Source organism: Pseudofrankia saprophytica (genome assembly GCF_000235425.2).
Taxonomy (GTDB): domain Bacteria; phylum Actinomycetota; class Actinomycetes; order Frankiales; family Frankiaceae; genus Pseudofrankia; species Pseudofrankia saprophytica.
Genome location: NZ_KI912266.1, coordinates 3,100 through 26,059, shown reverse-complemented (window position 1 = coordinate 26,059; position 22,960 = coordinate 3,100). Strand labels below are relative to the sequence as shown.

The following is a 22,960-nucleotide window of genomic DNA, read 5'->3' as shown; positions in this document are numbered from 1 at the left end:
GGCGTCGCGCACCGGGACGCCTCTTGGGGGGCCGTCACGTCGCGGAAACCTCCGACCTGTTTCGCCTCGCGCCCGCTCGACCGACCACTTCGATCGCCCTGCCCACCTCTGTGAGCACCACCTGATCGCCGGTTACCGCCCGATCACCGAGTACCACCTGATCACCGAGTACCGCCCCGTCAGGTAGGGCCGACTCCGTCAGAAAAGGGCACCGCCTGCCCCAGACCGTGCTGGGGCAGGCGGTGTCGGTGGTCGTCGGGCCGGTAGTAGTTGCGCCGATGATCGTCGCTGGTCGCTGGTCGCTGGTCGCCGGTGCCGGTGCCGGTGTCGACCTCGACGCCGGCGGCCGGTTGACGGCGGCGGTTACCAGTGGCGACGGGTCAGTGCCGGCCAGAGGACTTGTCGAAGGAGGCTCGCGGGCCCGTCGACTGGCCGGGGATCGTGGAGTTGTTGGCCTGAGCCGTGGCCGCTTCCGGCACGATTCCTTCCAGCTCGTCGGCGGTGGGCTCGACGGACAGGTGGGGGAGTCGCCGGTCGAGGGCGCGGGGCAGCCACCAGTTGGCCTTGCCGAAGATGTGCATCAGGGCGGGGACCAGCACGGTGCGGATCACGAAGGCGTCGATGAGGACCGCCATCGCCAGGCCCAGGCCGAACAGCTTCAGGACGCGCTCGTCGCCGAGGACGAAGGACGCGAACACCAGGGTCATGATCGCGCCGGCGGCGGAGATGACGCGGCCGGTCTCGGCCTGGCCGAGGGAGACGGCGAGCCGGTTGTCGCGCCGTGCGCTCCACTCCTCGTGCATGCGGCTGACCAGGAACACCTCGTAGTCCATGGACAGGCCGAACAGCACTGCGAACAGGATCACCGGGATGAACGCCTCGACCGGGCCTCCGCTGATCCCGATCAGGCTTCCGAACCAGCCCCACTGGAAGATCGAGACGATCACGCCGAACGCGGCGCCGACCGCGAACAGGTTCATCACCGAGGCGGTCAGCGGGATCAGCAGGCTGCGGAACACCGCCACCAGCAGCAGGAACGCGAGTATCACGACGATCCCGATGAACAGCGGCAGCTTGCTCTGCAGAACGGTGGAGAAGTCGTCGCCGGTCGCCGTGGAGCCGCCGATGTAGACCTGGGTGTCCGAACCGGCGACGACCTTCGGTACGACGTCGTCGCGCAGCCGGTCGAGAAGCTTCGACGTCTCGGCGGCCTGCGGGCTGGTCGTCGGGAACAGGGTGATCGTCGCGGCGCTCCCGGTGGGGCTGTACTGCGGCTCGCTGACGGACGCGACGCCAGGAGTGTCAGCCAGGGTGTCGACGAGCCGCGCCACCGTCGTCTTGTCGGCCTCGCTTCCGGTGCGCGCCGCGATCAGGAACGGGCCGTTGAAACCGGGACCGAAGCCCTCGGCGAGCAGGTCGTAGCCACGCTTGGAGGTCTTCGTGTCCGCGCCGTTGCCCTGGTCGGACGAGCCGAGGCGCAGCGAGAAGAACGGGATCGCGATCACGACGATCAGCGCGGCGGCGAGGACGGCGAGCCTCCTCGGCTTCGCCTCGACGATCTTCGACCAGCGCCACCAGAAGCCGCTCGGCCGCTCCGGCTCCGGGCCGTGCTCGGCGATCCGGCGCCGTTCCCTGCGGCTGAGCACCTTCTGCCCGTAGAAGCCGAGCAGCGCGGGCAGCAACGTGACCGAGGTCGCCATGGTGAAGGCCACGCCGAGGGCTGCGGCGATCGCCACGCCGTACAGGAAGGTGACGCCGAGGGCGAACATGCCGAGCAGGGCGATGCACACCGTCACTCCGGCGAACAGGACCGCGCGGCCTGAGGTGTTGACCGCGTTGATCGCGGCCTCCTCGGGGCTCTTACCCGCCCGCAGCGCGATCCGGTGCCGGTTGACGATGAACAGTGCGTAGTCGATGCCGACCCCGAGCCCGATCAGCGTGGTCAGCGTCAGGCTGACCTCCGAGAAGGTCGAGACATGCGACAGCAGCGGGATGATGCTGCTGGCGATACCGAGCGCGACCAGCGCCGTGATCAACGGCAGCGTCATCGCCAGGAGTGAGCCGAACGCGAGGAACAGAATGATCGCCGCGGCGACGACGCCGACCAGCTCGCTGTAGCTCTGTCCGGGCTGTTCGGCGACCGAGACGATGTTGCCGGTCGCCTCCACCTGCAACGAGCCCTCGTCGGCGCCACGCGCCGTGTCGACGATCTTCTTGATGTCCGCGGCGGTCAGGTCCGTGACCTGGCCATCGACCGTGAGGGTCGCGAAGGCCGTTCGGCCGTCGGCGCTGAGCTGTGACGCGCCCTTGGGGTCGTAAGGACTGGTGACGCTGGCGACGTGCGGCAGTTTCGCCAGGGAGGCGAGCATCGACGTCGCGGGCGTACGCAGCGCCGGGTCGGTGAGCGTGCCCGACCGCGCGTGCAGCACGATCGACGCGGTCTCGCCGGATGCCGCCGGGAACTCGCTGGCCAGCAGGTCATAGGCGGCCTGGGAGTCGGTGCCTGGCAGGGAGAAGGCGTCCTTGTAGTCGTCGCCGACGGCGCGCGCGGCGCCGCCGAGACCGATGAAGGCCACGAGCCAGGCGATCAGGACGATCCAGCGGTGCCGGAAGCACCAGCGGGCGAGCGCTGCCACGGTTCTCCTCGAATCGACAGGTATCGCTGTGGATGCCGCTGGGTAATCGCCCATGTGCGTCCTGAGCGAGTTCACCAGTGCGCGGGCCCGCTTGGCGGGACCTTACCGATCGGTCGGTTACGCAGTAGCTTACCGGTCGTTCGGTAGGTCGCCGGGAGGCTAACATCACTATTTCGAGCAGGCGGGGAGGCGCCGAGGCGCGTGTGCCAGCGCGTCTCGGGCAACCCACACACGGGAGGGCGGACCTGTGTCTGGTGAAGGCCTCCGGGCGTGCGGAGCTTCGCCGTCCGGAGTTCCTGCTGGTTCCGGGGTTCCCGCCCGATCGGCGGAGCCGATCGGGAAGGTCGGGGAGGTCAGGGAGCCGATCCAGGGGGTCCGGAGCGCTCTCCGGCCGGTGCTGACCGGCCGCACCGCCCCTACGGACCGGGCTGACCCGACGGACCGCACCGCCCCCACGGATCGGCCTGCCTCGGCAGACCGGGCCGCCTCGATGGACCGGGCCGCGCCTACCAGCCCCGCGGACCGGCCGCCCGACGTCGCCAGCGGGCGAGCGACCGACACCCGAGGCAGGATTCTCGACGCCGCCGTCTCCCTGTTCGGTGAGCGTGGCTACGCCGGTACCTCCGTGCGGGACATCGCCGAACGCCTCGGACTCACCAAAGCCGCGCTGTACTACCACTTCCCGTCTAAAGAGACGATTCTCGATGCTCTACTCGATCCCTTCGTGACGGAACTCACCCGAATCGTGGAACTGATCAGGGGAGCGTCTCCGCCACAACCTGAGACGATCATCGAGCTGATGGCTGGCCTGCTCGCCGGTCCGGGCAGTGTTCTCTGCGCGTTCGTCAACGATCCGTCGGTGCTTCATCGCAAGATCGGTGAAGAGGACGTCTTCTCCTGTTCCGAAGAAGTTGTCCGTGCCTTGGCCGGACCGAACCCGACCCCTACCGCGTTGCTGCGCGCGCGCTGCGCGCTCGGCGCTGTGCAGAGCGGCATTCTGGGCGCCGCCTTCAGCCGGCTGCGCGCCACCGCCGGGGGGGTGGCCGGCACGGGAGCCGCCCGCGGCGCCGGGGTGCCAGGGGCTTCAACGATGCCAGGGGCTTTAGCGATGCCCGGGACGCCCGGGCTCCAGACCGAGGACGCGCTCGAGGCGTCGGTGGGCTGGCCGCCGCATTCGATCATCGCGGACGACGTACGGTCCGTGATCGTGGACGCCGCGCTGGCCGCGCTGGGTGGTGGCGGGCATCCCGCGGGCCCACCCGGCGCCGGCGCGACAGGGGCGGTCCGGGCGGGTCTCGGCGGTCCGGGTGACCCACCCGGCCACGGTCCGCGGTAGGCGTGGCAGGCGCCGCCCCGGCCCCGCCCCCTGCCCGCACCCGGCCTCGCGTCCCGGCCCAGCGTCCTGCCTACGTCCACGCGATGCGTCCTACCCGCGTCCACGCGATGCGTCCTACCCGCGTCCCAGCGACGCGCCCGCCCACGTCCCGCGCCGCCCCGGCCCCGCGCCCAGCGACGCGTCGGCTTTCGCTGGACTGTCAGGCGTCTCCGTGTCTGGACGGATCTTGGGTGTGATCGTCGGTCCGGCTGTCGGAGATCGTGGACGATCCACATTGACCGCGCACGGACACCCCTTTAGATCATGTTTGTCCGAGACGGTAGGGTTGAGTCTGTGTGGGAGATGGTTCCGTGCCTGGGCGGTGACATAGAGTCGTGTCCGCTCCGCGGCGCGAAAGGTCTCTATGTGCCGACCGTGAAGGTGTCCGCGAGCGCCTTCGCGATCGTTCGCGCAGGTGGCCTGGTGACCATCGGTCGAGTGTGACGGCCCGGCTGGCGGCAGGCAATGTCGCAACTGGTGGGCAACGCGTGTCACAACGGCGTCACGGCCGTGTTCCGCCAGATGTCCCCATCATGTCTACCGCATGTCGCCGGTGTGTCATTCCAACCTGATTCACAGACGTAAATCGAATGAATAGTTGGCCGGGCGCCGGCAAGATGCGCTCTGGGTAATCGTTCCGTACCCTTCGGTGTGACGAGTATCGGTCGCGCCGACGGGGCTGGGTACGTGATGTCATCCATCTGACCATGGACGGGATCGCCGGGGGGCGGTGAAATGATGGGGCTGCCCTTGGCGGGCTCGGCATCAACGCGGGCGCACAACCATGCCGCCGGAGGACCAGGCGCGTACAGCTCGGTTGATGGCTGTCGGGACGTTGCTGGGCAGTTGGGATGTGGAGGATATGAAGCCGCCTCCGCATGCTCATCTAGTCTGCTACCCGACGGGTCCGGACCGGCACGCTGGGCTGGTTCATCGTGTTCGCTGTCATTTGGCAGGTTCCCGGTGGTCTGGCACATGATGTCCGCCCCTCCGGGGGTGACCACCCCTGCCATGGCCGGCGCCGTGCCGGCCGCGGCAGCTGACGCGACCGGAGGTGTGTGAGGCGTGAGCACCCGCTCCCGTCCCGCTGTCCAGGACCGGGCTTCCCGGCCGGTGATCAGCAGGGCCCGGGCGGCCACGTCCGCGCCCTGGCCGCCACGCACCGCGCTCGTCACGGGTGCGTCCAGTGGAATCGGCCGGGTCACCGCCCTGCGGCTCGCCGACCAGGACACCAGGATGCTGCTGGTCGGGCGTAACGGTGTCGCCCTCGACGAGGTGGCAGCCGCCACCGGTGGGCACCGGTTCGCCACCGACCTGGCCGTCGTCGGGTCGGAGAACGCCGTCGCGTCCCGCGCGACCGAGATCCTCGGTGACGTGGACCTGCTGATCTGCTCGGCCGGCGTGGGCGCGGCCGGGCCGTTCGAGGCGATGTCGTCGACCGCCCTGCGCAACCTGGTCGCCGTCAACGTGCTGTCGCCGATGATGCTGGTCCGGGCCGTGCTGCCCGCGATGCTGGCACGCGGCGAGGGCCGCATCCTGCTGGTCGGCAGCGTCGCCGGCGCGCTCGGGGTGCGCGGAGAGGTCGCGTACTCGGCGAGCAAGGCGGCGCTGGTCGGCTTCGCGGACGCGCTGCGCTCCGAGGTCGCTGGGCGCGGCATCACGGTGACGCTGGCCTTACCAGGTGCGGTGGACACGCCCTTCTTCCGCCGCAGAGGCGCTCCCTACGTGCGTCGCTGGCCCAAGCCACTGCCCCCTGGCCTGGTCGCTGACCGGATGCTGGCGGCCTCCGCGCGCGGTGATGCCGAGGTCTGGGTGCCAGGGTGGATGTCCCTGGCGGCGCGAGTGCACGGTTTCGCGCCACCGATCTACCGACGGCTGGCCAACGTGTTCGGATAGCGAACACCGGCCGACCTCGAGCCCGAAGCCCGAGTTCCAAGCCCCGGCATGGAAGCTCAGGCAGCGGAGCGCGAGCCGAGCGGCCGAGCACAGCAGCCCGAGCTGAGCGGTCTGGCCGCCGCGAGCCACGAGACTCCAGGAGAACGCCGCTCCAGATGCGAACCGACAGCCTGATCGCGTCTTCAGCGGCCAGTGTGGTCCCGAGCCCGACCAGCTTCGCCAGCGCCGCGTGCGCAGATCGCCCCCGAAGGAGAGGCGCATGACCACCACCGACATCCGGTCACAGGGCGGTAGTGGCTCCCCCGGCGACCCGCTGGCGCGGTCCGCCGAGGAGACCGGCGACGCCGCGCGCCCGGGGGCCGCGCAACCGGCCCAGGGCGGCCGGCCACGGCGGGCCGAGCCGGCCGGGGTCACCGACCTGGCCGCGACGACCGACGAGGTGCTGCGCGCCGCCTACGGGGAGAACTTCCCGGTGTCGCCCATGGTGCTGCCGGCCGGCATCCGCGACCACTTCAAGGCGCTGTACGGGTTCGCCCGGCTCGTCGACGACATCGGTGACGAGGCGCCCGGCGACCGGCTCGCCCTGCTGGATCGGCTCGGCGCCGACCTGGAGCTGATCTGGACCGGCGAGCCGAGCCTGCCCGTCCACCAGCGGCTCGCCGGCACCGTCCGGTCCTGCGACCTGCCCGCCGAGCCGTTCCTGCGGCTGGTCGAGGCCAACCGCATGGACCAGCGGGTCACCCGGTACGACACGTTCGACGACCTGCTGCGCTACTGCACGCTCTCGGCCGACCCGATCGGGCGGATGGTGCTGGGCGTGCTCGGCCAGGCGACGCCGGACCGGCTGATCCTCTCCGACCGGGTGTGCACGGCGCTGCAGATCGCCGAGCACCTGCAGGACGTCGCCGAGGACTACGCCGCCGGCCGGATCTACCTGCCGCTGGAGGACATGGACACCTTCGGCGTCACCGAGCAGGACCTCGCGGCCCCGACCGCCTCGCCCGCACTGCGCAACCTGATGGCCTTCCAGGTCGCCAGGGCGACCACCATCCTCGAGCAGGGGGCGCCGCTGGCGAGCCTGCTGCGGGGCCGGATGCGGCTGGCGATCGCGGGCTTCGTCGGCGGTGGCCGAGCGGCGCTGCACGCCGTCCGGCAGTCCGGCTACGACGTGCTCGGCGGTGCGCCGAAGGCGAGCAAGCAGCGAGTGGTCGCGGCCTCCCTGTGGGTGACGGCCCGGTCCTACGCCCCGTCCGCCCGCGCCGCCGCGGCGGGCGCGGACAGCCTCTCGCCGCTGTGCGAGCCCCCGCCGCCGTCGGCCCTCTCGGCGCCGACCCCGACGACCGACCCGGCTGACCCGGCTTCGGGCTCGACCGCGGCGGTCGCCGCCACCTCGGTGGGGGCGCCGGACGTGGCCCCGGCCACGTCGGCGGCCCCGGCTGCGGCCTCGACCCCGAGCCTGGCCGAGACGCTCGCGACGGACGAGGGGGAGGCCCGATGACCGCCGCCGCGCCCGGCCCGACCGTCGCCGAGGCCTACGCCGCCTGCGAGGAGATCACCAAGCAGGCGGCGCGGAACTTCTCCTGGGGCATCCGGCTGCTGCCGGCCGATCGACGGGGCGCGCTGTCCGCCGTCTACGCCTTCTCCCGCCGGCTCGACGACATCGGCGACGGCGACCTGCCGGACGAGCAGAAGAGCGAGGGCCTCGCGAAGGCGCGCGCGGACATCCGCGGCCTGGACCCGAACAGCTCCGACCCGGTGATCGTCGCGCTCGCCGACGCGGCCAGGCGCTTCCCGATCCCGCTCGAGGCGTTCATCGAGCTGGCGGACGGCGTCGAGAGCGACATCGAGCCCAGCACGTACGAGACGTTCGACGACATGGTCGGGTACTGCCGGCTGGTGGCGGGCACGATCGGCCGGCTCTCGCTCGGGATCTTCGGGACGACCGAGGCCGCGGCGCGCGGCGACGCGCCCGCGATCGCCGACGCCCTCGGCGTCGCCCTGCAGCAGACCAACATCCTGCGCGACGTGCGCGAGGACCTGCTGAACGGGCGGGTCTACCTGCCGCAGGCCGAGCTCGCCGCCGCCGGCGTGAAGCTGGCCGTCGACGCGAACGGCCGGCTGGGCGAGCCCGAGGACGCCCTGGTCGACTACCTGCGCGCGAGCGCGGCGCGGGCCGACGAGTGGTACGACCGGGGCCTGGCTCTGCTCGGCATGCTCGACCGGCGCAGCGCCGCGTGCTGTGGCGCCATGGCGGGCATCTACCTGCGCCTGAACCGACGTATCCGGACCGACCCGACGGCCGTGCTGACGCGCCGACTGTCGCTGCCGGGCCGGGAGAAGGCCGCGGTCGCGGCGCGCAACCTGGTCGGCCGCCCCGAAGGAGTCCGACGCGAGCCGCCGGGCACGCCCGGCAAAGCCGCTGGTTCGGAGGATGTGTCGCGATGACGGGTGAGGGGGGCAGGGCCCGGCCGCGCGTCGCGGTCGTCGGCGGCGGGCTCGCCGGGCTCTCGGCGGCGTTGTTGGCGGCCGACGGCGGGGCCGACGTGGTGCTGCTGGAGGCCAGGCCGCGCCTCGGCGGCGCGACGGCGTCGTTCGACCGCAAGGGCCTGTGGGTGGACACCGGTCAGCACGTGTTCATGCGCTGCTGCACCGCCTATCGCGGTTTCCTGGGGCGACTCGGCGTGGAGCACCTGACCACGCTGCAGCCCCGGCTCGACGTCGAGGTGCTGCTGGGCGATCGCCCGGGCGAGCGTGCCCGGCTGCGCCGGACGAAGACCCGGCTGCCGGCGCCGCTGCACCTCGCGCCCGCCCTGCTTGGCTACAAGGCGCTGCCGGTGGGCCAGCGGGTCTCGGCGGCGCTCGCCGCGTTCCAGATCGGCCGGCTCGACCAGCGCTCGCCGAAGGTCGACGGCGCCTCGTTCGGCGGCTGGCTCGCCGCGCACCGCCAGGGCGCCGTCGCCACCGAGGCGCTGTGGGAGCTGCTCACCGTCGCCACGCTGAACGCGCCGGCCGCCGAGGCGTCGCTGGCGCTGGCCGCCAAGGTCGTCCGCTCCGGTCTGCTCGAGCGGGCCGACGCGGCCGACATCGGCTGGGCGGACGTGCCGCTGCAGCAGCTGCACGGCGAGGCCGCCGCCAAGGCGCTCGCCGACCTCGGCGCGGACGTGCGGACGAACGTGAAGGTTCGCGAGATCACCAGGACCGACGCGGGCTACGAGCTCGCGATCACCGGCCGTAGCCCACGCAAGAATGGCGGAGCCGCGTGGGCGGAGGCCGCGGGCGACGCGGCTGGTGGGACGGGGCGTGGTGACTCGGAGGTGCTGACGGCTGACGCCGTCGTGCTCGCCGTACCGCCGCCGGCCGCGGCCGCTCTGCTGCCGCCGGGTGCCCACCCCGACCCGGCGAGCCTGGAGGGCCTCGGCGCCTCCCCGATCGTCAACGTCCACATGATCTTCGATCGTCAGGTGATGGACCGCCCGTTCCTCGCGGCCACCGGTTCGCCAGTCCAGTGGATCTTCGACCGGACGGGCCCGTCCGGCCTCGCCGGCTCCGGCACCGCGCCGCCCGGGTCGCAGTACCTGGCGCTTTCCCAGTCGGCCGCCGAGTCCTGGGTGGACCGGCCGGCGGCGGAGCTCGGGGCCGAGTTCGTCGCCGAGACGCGCCGCATCCTTCCGGCGGCCCGTGACGCTGAGCTGGTCGAGGTCTTCGTAACCAGGGAGCGCACCGCGACCTTCCGCCAGGCGCCTGGATCGCTCGCGCTGCGTGCCGGGGCGAGGACCGGTCTGCCCGGGTTCGCCCTGGCTGGTGCGTGGACCGACACCGGGTGGCCGGCGACCATGGAGGGAGCTGTGCGTAGCGGGCTCACTGCTGCCCGTGAGACGCTGGCCAGCGTGGGGGTGCACGTAGGGGAGCTGGAGACAGCTTCCGGTGACATGGCGTGGCCGCGGCTGGATGCCGCGCGAGCCAGGCCACGCGTCCCGACCGTGAGCCTGGCAGTCCCGGCGCAGTCAGATCCAGCCGATCCAGCCGATCCGGCCGCGGCCGGCCCGATCGCACCGACCACACCGACAGGGAGTAGCCCGGCATGACGATGACGGTTCCGGAAGCCATCGAGCGTGGCCGGACGCTGACGATCCCCGCCCTGCGCGAGACGGTCACGAGACTGCACCCGCGGCTACGCCACGTCGTGGAGTACCACCGCGGCTGGGTCGACGCCGACGGCAACCCGGTCGCGGGCGGTGGCGGCAAGCTCGTCCGCCCGGCGCTGGCGCTGCTGTCGGCCGAGGCGGCCGGCGCGCCGGCCGAGGTGGGCCTGCCGGCGGCGGTGGCCGTCGAGCTGGTGCACGACTTCTCGCTGCTGCACGACGACGTGATGGACGGCGACACCGAGCGCCGCCACCGGCCGACCGCCTGGACGGTCTTCGGCATCGACGGCGCCATCCTCGCCGGCGACGCCCTGCTGAGCCTGGCCACGCAGGTCCTGCTGGAGGTCGAGGGCGAGCCGGGCAGGAAGGCCGCGACGATCCTCGGCGCCGGCGTGCACGACCTGGTCCGCGGCCAGGCCGAGGACCTGCTGTTCGAGGACCGGTCGGACGTCACCGTCGCCGAGACGCTGTCCATGGAGGACGGCAAGACCGGCGCGCTGCTGGCCTGCTCGGCCTCGCTCGGTGCCGTGCTCGCCGGCGCGCCCCAGAAGGTCGTCGACGGGCTCGCCGAGTTCGGCTCCCGTCTCGGCACGGCGTTCCAGCTGATCGACGACCTGCTCGGCATCTGGGGTGACCCCGCGGTCACCGGCAAGCCGGTGCTGTCCGACCTGCAGTCGCGCAAGAAGTCCGTCCCGGTCGTCGTCGCCCTGGAAGCCGGTGGCGCGGACGCGGACGACCTGCGGGCGTTCCTGGTCAGCGAGGGCGACCGCCCCACGGAGGAGCTGGAGCGCGTCGCAGCCCTGATCGAGCGGGCCGGCGGGCGCGACTGGACCACCGCTGAGGCGGACCGGCAGCTCAAGACAGCAGGAGCGGTGCTCCGTTCGCTGTCGCTGCCCCCGCTGGCCGAGGCCGAACTGTTGGCCCTCGCACGATTCGTGACCGAACGCGACTGCTGAGAAGGGTGAGGCGAGCGCACGCCTGGGCCTCGCCGAGGCCCTCGACGCATGGCTCCCCCATCCGGACCCGGAGGAGATTCGGCTATGAGCCTGACCTCGGACCCGTCCCCGGCGACGCCGACGACGCAGCCGACGTCCGCGCGGCCGGGATTCCTCCCGGATCGGCGAAGCCGATCCGGGAGGTCCGCCGTCGCCGGGCCTCTGCTGGTGACCACCCGACCCGGTGCGCGCACCGGCGGGCCAGCCCCCGACCTCGCGCCGCCAGCGGCCGAGCCGGCCACGAGTGAGATGAGCACGTCCGCGTTGGCCGCGATGCTGACACTGCCCCCCGTTGGGGTGGCCGAGCGGGCCGCGGACGCGATGACGCAGGCCCGGGACTATCTCCTCTCCCTGCAGTCCGACGAGGGCTGGTGGAAGGGCGAGCTAGAGACCAACGTCACCATGGACGCCGAGGATCTCATGCTCCGCCAGTTCCTCGGCATCCTGACACCCCAGCTCGCGGCCGAGACGGGCCGCTGGATCCGGTCGCGTCAGCTGCCCGGCGGCGGCTGGGCGACGTTCCACGGCGGCCCGGCCGACCTGTCGACCACGCTGGAGGCCTACGTCGGCCTGCGGCTGGCCGGCGACGCGCCGGACGCGCCGCACATGCTCGCCGCGGCGTCGTTCGTGCGGGCCCATGGCGGCCTCGCGGCGACGCGGGTGTTCACCAGGATCTGGATGGCGCTGTTCGGCGAGTGGCCGTGGGACGAGGTCCCGGTGCTGCCGCCCGAGATGGTGCTGCTGCCGAGCTGGGTCCCGCTCAACGTCTATGACTTCGGCTGCTGGGCCCGCCAGACGGTGGTCGCGCTGACCATCGTCGGGCACTTCCGGCCGGTCCGGTCGCTCGGCTTCACCATCGACGAGCTCAAGGTCGTCGGCTCGCGGCCCGCGCGGGCGCCGCTGGTCAGCTGGGAGGGCGCCTTCCAGCGGATGGACGCCGCCCTGCGCCACTACCAGCGCCATCCGGTCAAGACGCTGCGCAACCTGGCGCTGCGCCGCGCCACCGAGTGGGTCGTCGCCCGGCAGGAGGCCGACGGTGGCTGGGGCGGGATCCAGCCGCCCTGGGTCTACTCGATCATGGCCCTGCACCTGATGGGCTATCCGATGAACCACCCGGTGCTGGTCGCGGCGATCGAGGGGCTGGAGACGTTCACCACCCGGGAGGAGACTCCCGACGGCGTGGTGCGCCGGCTGGAGGCCTGCCAGTCGCCGGTCTGGGACACCGCGCTCGCCGTCGTCGCGCTCGCCGACGCCGGCCTCACCGGCAGCCATCCGGCGATGCGCAAGGCCGGGGAGTGGCTGGTCCGCGAGGAGGTCACCATCCCCGGCGACTGGCGGGTGCGCCGGCCGAACCTGGAGCCGGGCGGCTGGGCCTTCGAGTTCGCGAACGACGTCTACCCGGACGTGGACGACACCGCCGAGGTGGTGCTCGCGCTGCAGCGGCTGCTGCACACGGGACTGGACGACGACGACCCGTCGCTGGCCACGCAGGTGCGCGGCGCGGTCGAGCGGGCGGTCAACTGGTCGGTCGGGATGCGCTCGTCGAACGGCGCCTGGGGCGCCTTCGACGCGGACAACGTCCAGAAGCTGGCGATGAAGATCCCGTTCTGCGACTTCGGCGAGGTGATCGACCCACCGAGCGCGGACGTCACGGCGCACATGGTCGAGATGCTCGCCGACCTGGGCAGGGCCGACCACCCGGTCACCCAGCGAGCGGTCCGCTGGCTGCTGGACAACCAGGAGCCGGGCGGCTCGTGGTTCGGGCGCTGGGGCGTCAACCACATCTACGGCACCGGCGCGGTCGTACCGGCGCTGATCACCGCCGGGGTGGCCGCCGATCACCCGGCGATCCGGGCGGCGGTGCGCTGGCTCGTCGCTCACCAGCGGCCCGACGGCGGCTGGGGCGAGGACCTGCGGTCCTACCGGGACGAGGCGTGGATCGGCCGCGGCGAGCCGACCCCATCGCAGACCGCGTGGGCGCTGCTCGCCCTGCTCGCCGCCGACCCGACCAACGAGGCGGTCGACCGGGGCGTGCGCTGGTTGTGCGCGACCCAGCGGCCCGATGGCGGCTGGGACGAGCCGTACTACACCGGTACGGGCTTCCCCTGGGACTTCTCCATCAATTACCACTTGTACCGGCTGGTCTTCCCATTGGCGGCTCTCGGCCGGTACGTGACCCTCACCGGGCGGTCCGCGGCATGAGCAGCATCTCAGCATCCGAGAACACCGGCGATCGTCATTCTGGCGGCGCGCGGGCGGCCGGCGGCGAGCCAGCGCCGCCGGCGCGCGGGAACGCGGCGTCCTCCGCGCCGGCCGGGCCGGCGGCCGCGGCGCGGCCCGGGTCCTCGCCGCCCATCCCGCTGATCCCGACGCAGGCGGTCGGCACCGGCCCGAGCTGGAAGCCCGGCCGCCCGCCGCGCCGGGCCCGGCTCGTGGTCGCGGCGCCGATGCGCGTGGAGGCGATGGCCGCCAGCCGGTCGGGCCTGCCGGCGGACACCGTCGTCGTCCGTACCGGGATGGGCCCCGAGCGCGCCAGCCGCGCCAACCAGGCCGTGCGCGCGGCGAAGCCCGACGCGGTCGCCGTGGTGGGCGTGGCCGGCGGCCTCGCGCCCCGGGTCAGGCCAGGGGACGTCATCGTCGCGAGCGAGGTGCGTACGGGCGACGGGACGGTCACCGGCCGTTGCCCGTCCGCGCCGCTGCTGGCCGGCGAGCTGCGCCGCGCCGGGCTCACCGTGCACGTCGGGCCGGTCGTGTCGGTGCCGCGGCTCGCGGTCGGCACCGCGCGGGCCGAGCTCGCCGCCACGGGCGCGGTCGCCGTGGACATGGAGTCGGCCTACCTGTCGCCGAGCGCCACCGGCCGGCCGTTCGCCGTGATCCGGGTGATCGTCGACACCGCCGCCGAGCCGCTCGGTCGGCTCGACCTCGCCCGCCGGGGTCTCGCCGGCCTGCGCACGCTGCGCCGGCTCGGCGAGCCGTTGGGCGCCTGGGCGGCCGCGGTCGGGCAGCGCCGGGTGCTGCTCGCCGAGCCGCGGGCGTTCTGCGCCGGCGTCGAGCGGGCCATCGAGGTGGTCGAGCGGGCGCTGGAGATCCACGGCGCGCCGGTCTACGTCCGCAAGCAGATCGTGCACAACACCCACGTCGTCAACGACCTGGCCAGCCGTGGCGCGGTCTTCGTCGACGAGCTGGACGAGGTGCCGCCGGGGGCGACCGTCGTCTTCTCCGCCCATGGCGTCGCCCCCTCGGTGCGCACGCACGCGAACGACCGGCAGCTGTCGGTCATCGACGCGACCTGCCCCCTGGTCGAGAAGGTGCACGCCGAGGCGCGCCGGTTCACCGCGCGTGGTGACACGGTCCTGCTCATCGGCCACTCCGGGCACGAGGAGGTCGACGGCACGCTCGGTGAGGCGCCAGAGCGGATCACCCTGGTCGAGTCGGCCGAAGCCGTCGGCTCGATCGAGGTCGAGGACCCGGAGCGCGTCACCTACCTCATGCAGACGACCCTCGCGGTCGACGAGGCCGAGGAGGTCGTCGACGCGCTGAAGGACCGGTTCCCGGCGATCGTCGGGCCCGGTTCGGCCGACATCTGCTACGCGACGTCCAACCGGCAGAACGCGGTGCGCCGGGTCGCCGCCGAGGCCGACCTGGTGCTCGTCGTCGGGTCGGAGAACAGCGCCAACTCGCGCCGGCTCGCCGAGGTGTCGCGGCGCGACGGCACCGCGTCGCACCTGGTCGAGAGCGTCGACGAGGTCCGGCTGGAATGGCTCGTCGGTGCCGACACGATCGGCATCTCGGCCGGCGCCTCGGCGCCGCCGAACCTGGTCGCGGCGCTGTCCGACGCGTTGGCCGGGCTCGGCGCCACCTCGGTGTCGACGAGGTCGATCGGTACCGAGTCGATCGCGTTCACCCTGCCGAAGGAGGTCCGCCGCCCCCAGGGCGGCTGACCCCCCCGGGGGGCTCAGCGCAGTAGCGAGGGGTTGTCTCGGTAGACCTCTTCGAGCAGGGACATGTCGAACAGGTCGTCGACGCTGACGCGGTAGCCGGCGCTGAGCAGGGCGCGCACGTTCTTCTCGGCGAGGCTGGGCGTGACGATGAGCAGGCCGTCGCGACGGGTGTCGTCACTGACGATCAGTGTGTTCTGGATCTGGTTCATCGCGAGCTGGGTTCGCTCGTCCAGCTCGGGGGCGTACTTCGTCACCGTCAGTCGTGCGCCGGCCTCGGGGCTCGCGACGTTGTCGCGCCAGCCGCGGATCTCCGCGGTGAGCGCCGCCCTGACCGCGGCCCGGTTGTGGGTGATGGCCTCGACCGAGGCGACGTACACCGACGACACGATCGGGTAGCCGTGGTCGGCCAGCAGGAACGTGGCGATCTCGACGCCGGCGAGGCGCAGCCGCAGCGCGATGTCGAAGACGTGCGAGAGCAGGCCGTCGATCCTGCCGGCGGCGAGCAGCTCGTCCGGCGACCCGTCGCTGACCTGGGTCACCCTGTCCACGCTGATGTTGTTGGCGGCGAGAAACGTGTCCCAGATCTCTCCGGCGCCCTTGTCCACCCAGATCCGCTTGCCGATGAGCTTGGCCGGCGAGTCCAGCGGCGCGCCGCCGGGCGACGCGATCACCCAGGGATAGCGCTGGTAGAGGGCGCCGACGGCGCGCGCCGGGGTGCCACGGATGATCTCGCGGGCGAGCACGTCGACGGCGCTGAAGCCGAGCAGCGCCCTGCCGGTGGTCACGGCCTCCTCGGCGCCGAGCGCGCCGGGCCCACCGGGCAGCAGCCTGGCGGTCCTGAAGCCGGCGTCGCGGTAGTAGCCACGGGAGTCGGCGAAGAAGCAGCCGGCGAACTCCACGTCCGGCGTCCAGGACAGCTGCATCCTCAGCTCGGCGGGGATCGTCCCGTCCGCGAGCTGGGACGTGCCGCCCGGCGTCGGGCCACCGGCGGTCCGCTGGTCGCCGTGCCGGCGGCGGCTGATCGCGAACGCCGTGCCACCGCCGGCGACGCCGAGTGCCACCCCGGCGGCGATCAGGCCACGCCGGGTGAGGCTGCGCCGCCTGGCCCGGCGCGCCGAGTCCGCGGACGGGAACGCGGCCTCGGCCCGGTCCGCCGCCCAGCCGGGACCGGCCGGCGGATGCCACTGGAACCCGGCTGGCGGCTGCGGTGCCGGGCCGGGTGGTGACGGGGCGGGTGGCGCCGGCCGGGATGGCACCGGCCCGGGCTGTGCCGGCCGGGATTGCCCCGGCCGGGGCTGCGCTGGCCGGGGCTGCGCTGGGTGTGGTGGTGCCGGGTGCGGTGGTGCCGGACGTGGTGGGCCTGGCCTGGCGGTCGCCGACTCCGCCGGCGTGCTCACGGCCCACAGGCCGCCGGTGCCGCTGCCGGCGGAGAGCGGCGGCAGGAACGCCGTCGTCGCCTCCGGAGCCGGCCCGGGTGCCCGGGCGTCGCCGGCGAGGTCGCGCAGCATCCGAGCGGCGGAGCCCGCGGTCAGGCGGGCCCGCGGGTCGTGCGTCATCAGGCCATCGAGCACCGGGGCGAGCGGGCCGGCGTTGCCGGGGCGTGGCGGCGCGAACTGGGCGTTGAAGGCGTAGCGGACCGCGTCGGTCGGGGTCGGGAACGGGGGCCGCCCCTCGACGGCGGCGTAGAGCGTGGCGCCGAGGGAGAACAGGTCGCTGGCGGGGCCGGCCTTCTCCTTGCGTAGCCGCTCGGGCGCCATGTAGACGGGGGTGCCCGAGATCGAGGTGGCCTGGGTCAGCGGCGCCCGGTCGAGGTAGGTGGCGATACCGAAGTCGGCGAGCTTGACCCGGCCGTCGGCGGTGATGAGCACGTTGGCCGGCTTGACGTCGCGGTGCAGGACGTCGTGCCGGTGCCCGTGGTCGAGCGCGTCCACCACGGCCAGCCCGACGCGGGCGGCGACCGACGGGGAGAGCGTCCCGTCCTGGCGGATCACCTGGTCGAGGGAGCGGGACGCCGCGAGCAGCTCCATGACGATCCAGGGCGCGTCCGGCTCCTCGACCAGGTCGTGCACGACGACGACACCGGGGTGCCCGGCGAGCCGGGCGGCCGCGCGTGCCTCCCGGCGGGCCCGCTCGGCGCGGTCGTGCCGGTCGGCCTCGGTCGGGTCGTCGCCGAAACGGATCTCCTTGAGTGCCCGGTCGACGCCGAGCAGGGTGTCATGGGCCAGCCAGACGGTGCCCATCCCGCCGCGTCCCAGCGCGTGCAGCAGCAGGTAACGACCGGCGATCAGCCGGCCCGCCCCGGTCGCGCCGCTCTGGGTGCCGAAACCCGGCTGGGTGTCGCCGCTGCGCCCGCCTCGTCCATCCCGGCCAGCTCGTCCATCATCCCGGCCGGCTCGTCCGTCCCGGCCGCCCGGCGGCGGCGCGACCGCGGCGCCTGGGCTGGGGGTGGACGGCAGGTGCGGGCTGGCCGCACCCGGCCTCGAGGCCTCCCCGGGGCCTGGGGCCGGCCTGCCCGGTGCGCCTGGCGTCGGGCCAGCGTCACCGGTCATCGCTGTGTCACGTCCGTCTCCCGCCCCGCGTGCGCGCCGATCCGGCACCCGGTCCGGGATCGATCATCTCATCCCGCCCGGGACCAACGGTTCAGGAGGTGACGGGCGGCCTGGCCACCCGGGAGATCTCCCGGGTGTTCCCGATGACATGCCCGGCGTCGCAGACGTGCAGGACGTGCACGGGAGCGCCGCAGTCGATGTGCGTGAACGACGCCGGCGGGCCGTCCTCGCCGGACAGGTGGCGGTCACCCCATTGTCGCAAGGCCGACAGCACGGGGGCGAGCTCGCGGCCAGCCGGGGTGAGCTGGTACTCCCATCTGGTCCGTGCGCCGGCCTCCCGGTAGCTGGTCCGCGCCAGCACGCCGGCGTTCACCAGACCGGCGAGCCGGTCGGTGAGCACGGCGCGTGGTGCGCCCGTTGCCGCCTGAATGGCGTCGAACCGGCGTACGCCCAGGGTCACCTCCCGGATGACCAGGATCGACCACCGTTCGCCCACCACCTCCAGCGCGCGGGCGATGGAACAGGTACGGGGCTGCGTCAGGAGCGCTGGTGTGGTCGCGGCCACCGGCGTGGGTGCCGTCGTGGGAGCGGCCGCCGGTCCGCGCTCACGGTGCTGGGTCGGCGTCTTCCCGGTCATCTAGCACCCCGCATCGACGGGGTCGCGGGTGCCTCCATGGGCGTAGTGTAGTTCTTGATCTATGCTACGTTCGAGTGCTGAACTCAGTGGCCTGCTGGTCGCGCGGCGTAGTCGGCGGCCGTCGGGGGTCCATGGCTGAGCGCGACGCCTTGGTGGCGGTGGGTGGCAGCTTCGGGGGCGAATGAATCCCGAGCGGGCGTCGGTGGCTTCTACAACTTTGTCGCAGTTTCGAACAGGGGCGAGCGGTCACACCGAGTGGCGAGATTCCGGGTGGTCGTGCACACTGCGCATACGTTGCTGTCCGTGAAAGGTGTGTGCCGCGTGACGGTCGCGTCCGGGATGCCTCCCGAAATGGACGCGGACGGTAGCGGAACGCACCCGGAGTGGCCGCGATCCTAGGCGTCCCCATCGGTTTACCTGATCGACATGCGTGCTCGACATACAGCTTGTATGTTGCTGGTGGGGTCGACATACAAGCTGTACGTACCCGCTGTATGGTGATCCCCAGGCGACCCCAGGTCACCACCCCGGCGGCCTGACGAGAGGGGGACATCTGCCGTGGCGGTTCAGTGGCGCTACTCGGTTCGTGTCGGGTCCTACCTGGCCAAGCAGAAAATCACGCGGAAGAAGTTCTTCCCGCTCGTCCTGGAGTTGGAGCCGCTCTTCGCCTGCAACCTGTCCTGCACAGGCTGCGGCAAGATCCAGCATCCGGCCTCCGTGCTCAAGCAGCGGATGAGCGTCGAGGACGCGCTGGCGGCGGTCAAGGAGTGCGGCGCCCCGGTGGTCGCGATCGCCGGTGGCGAGCCGCTCATGCACCCCCAGATCCACGAGATCGTGAATGCTCTGGTCAAGCGCAAGAAGTTCGTGATCCTGTGCACGAACGGCCTCCTGTTGCAGAAGAAGCTGAAGAACTTCACTCCGTCGCCGTATTTCACCTTCGTGCTCCACATCGACGGTCTGCGTGAGCGTCATGACGCGGTCGTCGAGAAGCCGGGAACGTTCGACGAGTGCGTCGAGGCGTTCAAGGCGGCCAAGGCGGCGGGGTTCCGGGTTGGCACGAACTCCACGTTCTTCAACAACGACAGCCCGCAGGACGTCATCGACATCCTGAACTTCCTGAATGACGACCTGAAGGTCGACCAGATTCAGCTCTCGCCCGGGTACGCCTACGAGAAGGCGCCCGACCAGGAGCACTTCCTCGGGGTCCAGGAGACCCGGGAGATGTTCTCGAAGGTGTTCGGCGAGGGCCGACGGAAGAAGTGGCGGCTGAACCACTCGCCGGTCTTCCTCGACTTCCTCGAGGGCAAGCGTGAGCTGGCCTGCACCGCGTGGGGCATCCCGAGCTACTCGCTCTTCGGCTGGCAGAAGCCCTGCTACCTGATGAGCGACGGCTACGTCGGCTCGTACAAGGAACTGGTCGAGACCACCGACTGGGACAAGTATGGCCGCGGCAAGGACCCGCGGTGCGCGAACTGCATGGCGCACTGCGGCTACGAGACCTCGGCGGTGCTCGCCACCATGGGTTCGCTGAAGGAGCAGGTCCGCGCGATGCGCATGTGACCGATGCGCGGGTGAACGTGATGTTGACGGGGTGAGGCGCGTGGCGCCTCACCCCGTCGGCGTCTGTCCCGCCGACGCTCGTCGGGTGATTCGCGTCCTTTTGGTCGGTGTGGGCCGGTTCGTGGCGCGCGAGGGTCCGTCCGTTTCAGGGCGGGCCTATTTGTTTCGCCGTCGACCGACACGCGGCTCCACGGCCGGCTTGGTGCGGGCCGGCTCGGTGCGCGCTCGGTGCGCGCTCAGTGCGCGGCCGGCGCCGCCTCGTCGGTGGACTCGCTTGTCGGCCAGACGGCGGCCGTTTCCAAAGGCGTTGAGTCGCGGCGGACTAGGCCGGACATGAGACGGTCCAGCGCGACACCGGTCTCCCTCCGGGCGGCCAGCGGATCGTCGGCCCTGGCGATGTAAAGGCTCGCCTCGGCGAGCAGGGCCGCGACCAGTCTGGTCAGCGGCGCCACCGGAATCGGGTCGATCGCCTTCTCGGCGATCGCGCGTTCCAGCCACTGCGACAGCAGCCGGTAGCCGTGCGTCTCGACCAGAGTGTTCCAGGCGTCGTTACCGAGCACGGCCGGGCCGTCCACCAGCACGATCCGCTGGAAGTCGGTGTCGGTCCGGGTGGAGAAGTCCAGCAACGACTGGAACCCGGTGCAAAGCTGGGTCCAGGCATCACTCGGCCCGGCCGGGTCGCGAGTCAGCTCGCTCTCGACGAGCGCCTCGGCGACCTCGCTGGCGACCTCCTTCATCACCTCCTGGAACAGGTCCGCCTTGTCCCGGAAATGGTGATAAAGCGCGCCTCTGGTCACCCGCGCGTCGGCGACGATCTCCTCGGTCCCCGTGGCCGCGTAACCCTGCTCGGCGAACCGCCGACGGGCGGCCGCCACCAGCGCGACCCTGGTGTGCGCCTTGGTCTCCAAGGTCCTCTCCTCGTGGCGGGACCTGGTCACGGCTCAATTATGGTGCACGGCGCGCCGTTCCATCAGGCCGAACCAAGGGCGTGACCGGGTATGACACGCGTCCCGGCGACAACGTCCGAGTCGCTCTGGACAGGGCTCGGTCGGCTGTGCTGGCGGCTCCTCGACCCGGCCGCCTCCTCATCCGGCCGCCTCCTCATCCGGCCGTCGCCTCATCCGACCGTCGGCGCGCCGATCACGTCGGTCTCGTCGGTGGTGACGGCGTCGCGGTCGTTCGTCATGCGCAGCTGAGCCGCGGGGATGGCCAGGATGGCCGCGAGCGCGACCACCGTCAGCGGCAGCGCGAGCAGCCAGGTGTGCCCCACCGCGTCTCCGTAGGCCTGCCGCACCACCGCCGCGACCGGAGCCGACAGCTCCGCGAGCCGCGGCACGCTGTGTCCGTCGGCGCCCGCGCCCGCGGGCAGTCCGGCGGCGGCGAGGCCGGTGCCGACCAGGTGCGCGGCCCGATTGCCGTAGATCGCGCCGAGCGCGGCGACGCTCGCGGTCGAGCCGAGGCTGCGGAAGAAGGCGACGGTGCCGCTCGCGGCCCCCAGGTCGCCGTGCGCCGCGGTGTTCTGGACGACGATCAGCAGGTTCTGCGTGGTCATGCCCAGGCCGACGCCGACGAGGGCCAGGTAGGCCGCGACGGCGGGCAGCGGCGTGCGCGCGCCGATGGTCGCGAACAGCGCGATCCCGCAGCAGAGGCACACCCCGCCGCCGACGAGGACCCCCTTGAAACGACCGGTACGGCTGATGGCGTGGCCGCCGATGTTGCTCGACACCGCGAGGGCGCAGACCATCGGCGCGGTCAGCAGCCCGGACACCGTCGGCGAGCAGCCGCGGCCGAGCTGGAAGTACTGGCTGAACAGCAGCGGGACGGTGATCGACACGGTGCCCGCGACAACCGTCCCGACCATGGCGAGCACGATGGTCGGCTGTCGGAACAGCTGCGGCGGCACGATCGGCTCGGCGACCCGCGTCTCGACGACGACGGCAAGCGCCAGCGCCGCCGCGCCGCCGAGGAGCAGCGCGAGCCCGGTGCCGGACAGCCAGCCGACGAGATCGCCCCCCAGCGTCATCCAGAGCAGCAGCAGGCCGACACCGCCGGGGATCAACATGGCGCCGAGATAGTCGATGCGCACGGGCCGGCGCTCGGTCGGCAGCCGCAGCGTGCGCCCCAGCATGACGAAGGCCACGGCGGAGAGCGGCACGCACAGGTAGAAGCACCAGCGCCAACCCAACCCGGGCGTATCGACGATCAGACCGCCGACCAGCGGTCCGGAGAGGTTCGAGATGGCCCACGCCGAGCCGATGTAGCCGCTGTAGCGGGCCCGCTCCCGCGACGGGACCATCGCCGCGAGCGCGACCTGGGTCAGCGCGCTCGTGCCGCCGGCGCCGACCCCCTGCACCGCCCGCGCGGCGATCAGCCAGGTCGTCGAATGCGCCAGCCCCGCCAGCATCGACCCGACCGTGAAGATCGCCAGGCCGAGCATGAGCAGCATCTTCTTGTTCAGCAGGTCGGCGAGCTTGCCCCAGACCGGCACCGTCGCCGTCATCAGCAGCAGCGTCGTCGCGACGACCCAGGTGTAGTCGGTCGAGCTGCCGTGCAGGTCGCCGATGATGCGCGGCAGCGCGTTCGCGATCACCGTTCCCGCGATCATGGTGACGAACAGGCCCAGCACGAGCGCCCATACCGCGTGCCTGATCTCGCGCGGTGTCATCGGCTGGGGGGCCGCCGGCTGTGGGGTCGTCGGCTGTGGCGTAGCCGGCTGTGGGGCGGTCGGCTGTGGCGTCGCCGGGCGTTCCGCGGACGTGGTCATGCGGCCCTCCCGGCCGGCCTCCCGAGCGATCGACGAAAGCTACTTAGTCAGTAAAAATAATCCGCCTACCCCCTTTCGTGTGCGGCCTCGGCGCGGCCGGCGGGAGGTCGCCCGAGGGCGGAGTTACGGAAGGGTCATCTGCGCGGCCTAGACGAGTAAGTCCGAAGTCTGGGTGACCGGTGGTCGGGCATGGAGAGAGGGTTTCCAAGATCGAGTTGTGACGCAAGACCTGGAAACCCTCCTGACCGCACTCTATGTGAAGATCGACGACCGGATCGGAGGGAGACGACGGACCGGACGGCCACCCACGCTGAGCGACTCCGAACTCGTCTGCCTCGCGGTCGCCCAGGCCCTGCTCGGCCACCACTCCGAGGCCCGCTGGCTGCGCTACGCCCGCAGGCATCTGACCGGGATGTTCCCGTATCTGCCGGGCCAGTCCGGCTACAACCGGCGTCTGAAGACGGC

The 22,960-nt window shown here is 72.2% G+C and carries 14 protein-coding genes and 1 pseudogene; 10 read left to right on the top strand and 5 right to left on the bottom strand.

Going from position 1 to position 22,960, the window contains the following annotated elements; genetic code table 11:
- Positions 1-380: 380 nt before the first annotated feature.
- On the bottom strand, positions 381-2,636 hold the full coding sequence (locus FRCN3DRAFT_RS0200095; RefSeq protein WP_007519254.1) for an MMPL family transporter: 2,256 nt from the start codon (positions 2,634-2,636) through the stop codon (positions 381-383).
- A 490-nt stretch (positions 2,637-3,126) separates the two neighbouring features.
- Between FRCN3DRAFT_RS0200095 and FRCN3DRAFT_RS49040 the strand changes: the two genes are divergently transcribed.
- The 8 genes from FRCN3DRAFT_RS49040 to ispH all read left to right on the top strand — a co-directional run bounded on the left by FRCN3DRAFT_RS49040 (position 3,127) and on the right by ispH (position 14,985).
- A complete protein-coding gene (locus FRCN3DRAFT_RS49040) occupies positions 3,127-3,972 on the top strand; it encodes a TetR/AcrR family transcriptional regulator (protein ID WP_051466089.1) in 846 nt (281 codons plus the stop codon).
- 1,104 nt (positions 3,973-5,076) lie between these two features.
- On the top strand, positions 5,077-5,907 hold the full coding sequence (locus tag FRCN3DRAFT_RS0200085) for an SDR family NAD(P)-dependent oxidoreductase (RefSeq protein ID WP_007519250.1): 831 nt from the start codon (positions 5,077-5,079) through the stop codon (positions 5,905-5,907).
- Between the two features lie 259 nt (positions 5,908-6,166).
- Complete coding sequence (gene hpnC, locus FRCN3DRAFT_RS0200080) at positions 6,167-7,405, top strand: squalene synthase HpnC (protein ID WP_007519248.1); 1,239 nt, start codon at positions 6,167-6,169, stop codon at positions 7,403-7,405.
- Entirely contained in the window at positions 7,402-8,352 is a 951-nt protein-coding gene (hpnD, locus tag FRCN3DRAFT_RS0200075; RefSeq protein WP_007519246.1) for a presqualene diphosphate synthase HpnD, read from the top strand. The genes hpnC and hpnD overlap by 4 nt, the downstream gene beginning before the upstream one ends.
- Complete coding sequence (gene hpnE, locus FRCN3DRAFT_RS0200070) at positions 8,349-9,992, top strand: hydroxysqualene dehydroxylase HpnE (protein ID WP_007519244.1); 1,644 nt, start codon at positions 8,349-8,351, stop codon at positions 9,990-9,992. Before hpnD ends, hpnE begins: the two co-directional genes overlap by 4 nt.
- Positions 9,989-11,005 carry a polyprenyl synthetase family protein gene (locus FRCN3DRAFT_RS0200065; protein WP_007519241.1) on the top strand — a complete coding sequence of 339 codons (1,017 nt, stop codon included), beginning with the start codon at positions 9,989-9,991 and terminating at the stop codon, positions 11,003-11,005. Before hpnE ends, FRCN3DRAFT_RS0200065 begins: the two co-directional genes overlap by 4 nt.
- Positions 11,006-11,089: 84 nt before the next feature.
- Positions 11,090-13,246 carry a squalene--hopene cyclase gene (shc, locus tag FRCN3DRAFT_RS0200060; protein ID WP_007519240.1) on the top strand — a complete coding sequence of 719 codons (2,157 nt, stop codon included), beginning with the start codon at positions 11,090-11,092 and terminating at the stop codon, positions 13,244-13,246.
- Entirely contained in the window at positions 13,243-14,985 is a 1,743-nt protein-coding gene (gene ispH, locus FRCN3DRAFT_RS0200055; protein ID WP_027140101.1) for a 4-hydroxy-3-methylbut-2-enyl diphosphate reductase, read from the top strand. The genes shc and ispH overlap by 4 nt, the downstream gene beginning before the upstream one ends.
- Before the next feature lie 14 nt (positions 14,986-14,999).
- Here the strand turns inward: ispH and FRCN3DRAFT_RS49035 are convergent, their stop codons facing one another.
- A complete protein-coding gene (locus FRCN3DRAFT_RS49035) occupies positions 15,000-17,534 on the bottom strand; it encodes a protein kinase domain-containing protein (RefSeq protein ID WP_051466088.1) in 2,535 nt (844 codons plus the stop codon).
- Between the two features lie 91 nt (positions 17,535-17,625).
- Positions 17,626-18,171, bottom strand: a complete 546-nt coding sequence (locus FRCN3DRAFT_RS0200045; RefSeq protein WP_007520166.1) for a winged helix-turn-helix transcriptional regulator — start codon at positions 18,169-18,171, stop codon at positions 17,626-17,628.
- 558 nt (positions 18,172-18,729) lie between these two features.
- Here FRCN3DRAFT_RS0200045 and hpnH point away from each other — a divergent pair.
- A complete protein-coding gene (gene hpnH / locus FRCN3DRAFT_RS0200040; RefSeq protein WP_007520168.1) occupies positions 18,730-19,731 on the top strand; it encodes an adenosyl-hopene transferase HpnH in 1,002 nt (333 codons plus the stop codon).
- A gap of 236 nt (positions 19,732-19,967) precedes the next feature.
- Here the strand turns inward: hpnH and FRCN3DRAFT_RS41880 are convergent, their stop codons facing one another.
- Positions 19,968-20,669 carry a TetR/AcrR family transcriptional regulator gene (locus FRCN3DRAFT_RS41880; RefSeq protein ID WP_083401438.1) on the bottom strand — a complete coding sequence of 234 codons (702 nt, stop codon included), beginning with the start codon at positions 20,667-20,669 and terminating at the stop codon, positions 19,968-19,970.
- A gap of 179 nt (positions 20,670-20,848) precedes the next feature.
- A complete protein-coding gene (locus tag FRCN3DRAFT_RS0200030; protein ID WP_007520172.1) occupies positions 20,849-22,495 on the bottom strand; it encodes an MFS transporter in 1,647 nt (548 codons plus the stop codon).
- Positions 22,496-22,712: 217 nt separating this feature from the next.
- On the opposite strand from FRCN3DRAFT_RS0200030, the pseudogene FRCN3DRAFT_RS41875 reads away from it, so the two are divergent.
- A pseudogene (locus tag FRCN3DRAFT_RS41875) lies at positions 22,713-22,960 on the top strand (IS982 family transposase); the annotation flags it as partial.

Coding starts and splice junctions, on each gene's coding strand:
- FRCN3DRAFT_RS49040 (WP_051466089.1), top strand. CDS start 3,127: ATGGACCGGGCCGCGCCTACCAGCCCCGCGGACCGGCCGCCCGACGTC.
- hpnC (WP_007519248.1), top strand. CDS start 6,167: ATGACCACCACCGACATCCGGTCACAGGGCGGTAGTGGCTCCCCCGGC.
- hpnD (WP_007519246.1), top strand. CDS start 7,402: ATGACCGCCGCCGCGCCCGGCCCGACCGTCGCCGAGGCCTACGCCGCC.
- hpnE (WP_007519244.1), top strand. CDS start 8,349: ATGACGGGTGAGGGGGGCAGGGCCCGGCCGCGCGTCGCGGTCGTCGGC.
- FRCN3DRAFT_RS0200065 (WP_007519241.1), top strand. CDS start 9,989: ATGACGATGACGGTTCCGGAAGCCATCGAGCGTGGCCGGACGCTGACG.
- shc (WP_007519240.1), top strand. CDS start 11,090: ATGAGCCTGACCTCGGACCCGTCCCCGGCGACGCCGACGACGCAGCCG.
- ispH (WP_027140101.1), top strand. CDS start 13,243: ATGAGCAGCATCTCAGCATCCGAGAACACCGGCGATCGTCATTCTGGC.
- FRCN3DRAFT_RS49035 (WP_051466088.1), bottom strand. CDS start 17,534: ATGACCGGTGACGCTGGCCCGACGCCAGGCGCACCGGGCAGGCCGGCC.
- FRCN3DRAFT_RS0200045 (WP_007520166.1), bottom strand. CDS start 18,171: ATGACCGGGAAGACGCCGACCCAGCACCGTGAGCGCGGACCGGCGGCC.
- FRCN3DRAFT_RS0200030 (WP_007520172.1), bottom strand. CDS start 22,495: ATGACCACGTCCGCGGAACGCCCGGCGACGCCACAGCCGACCGCCCCA.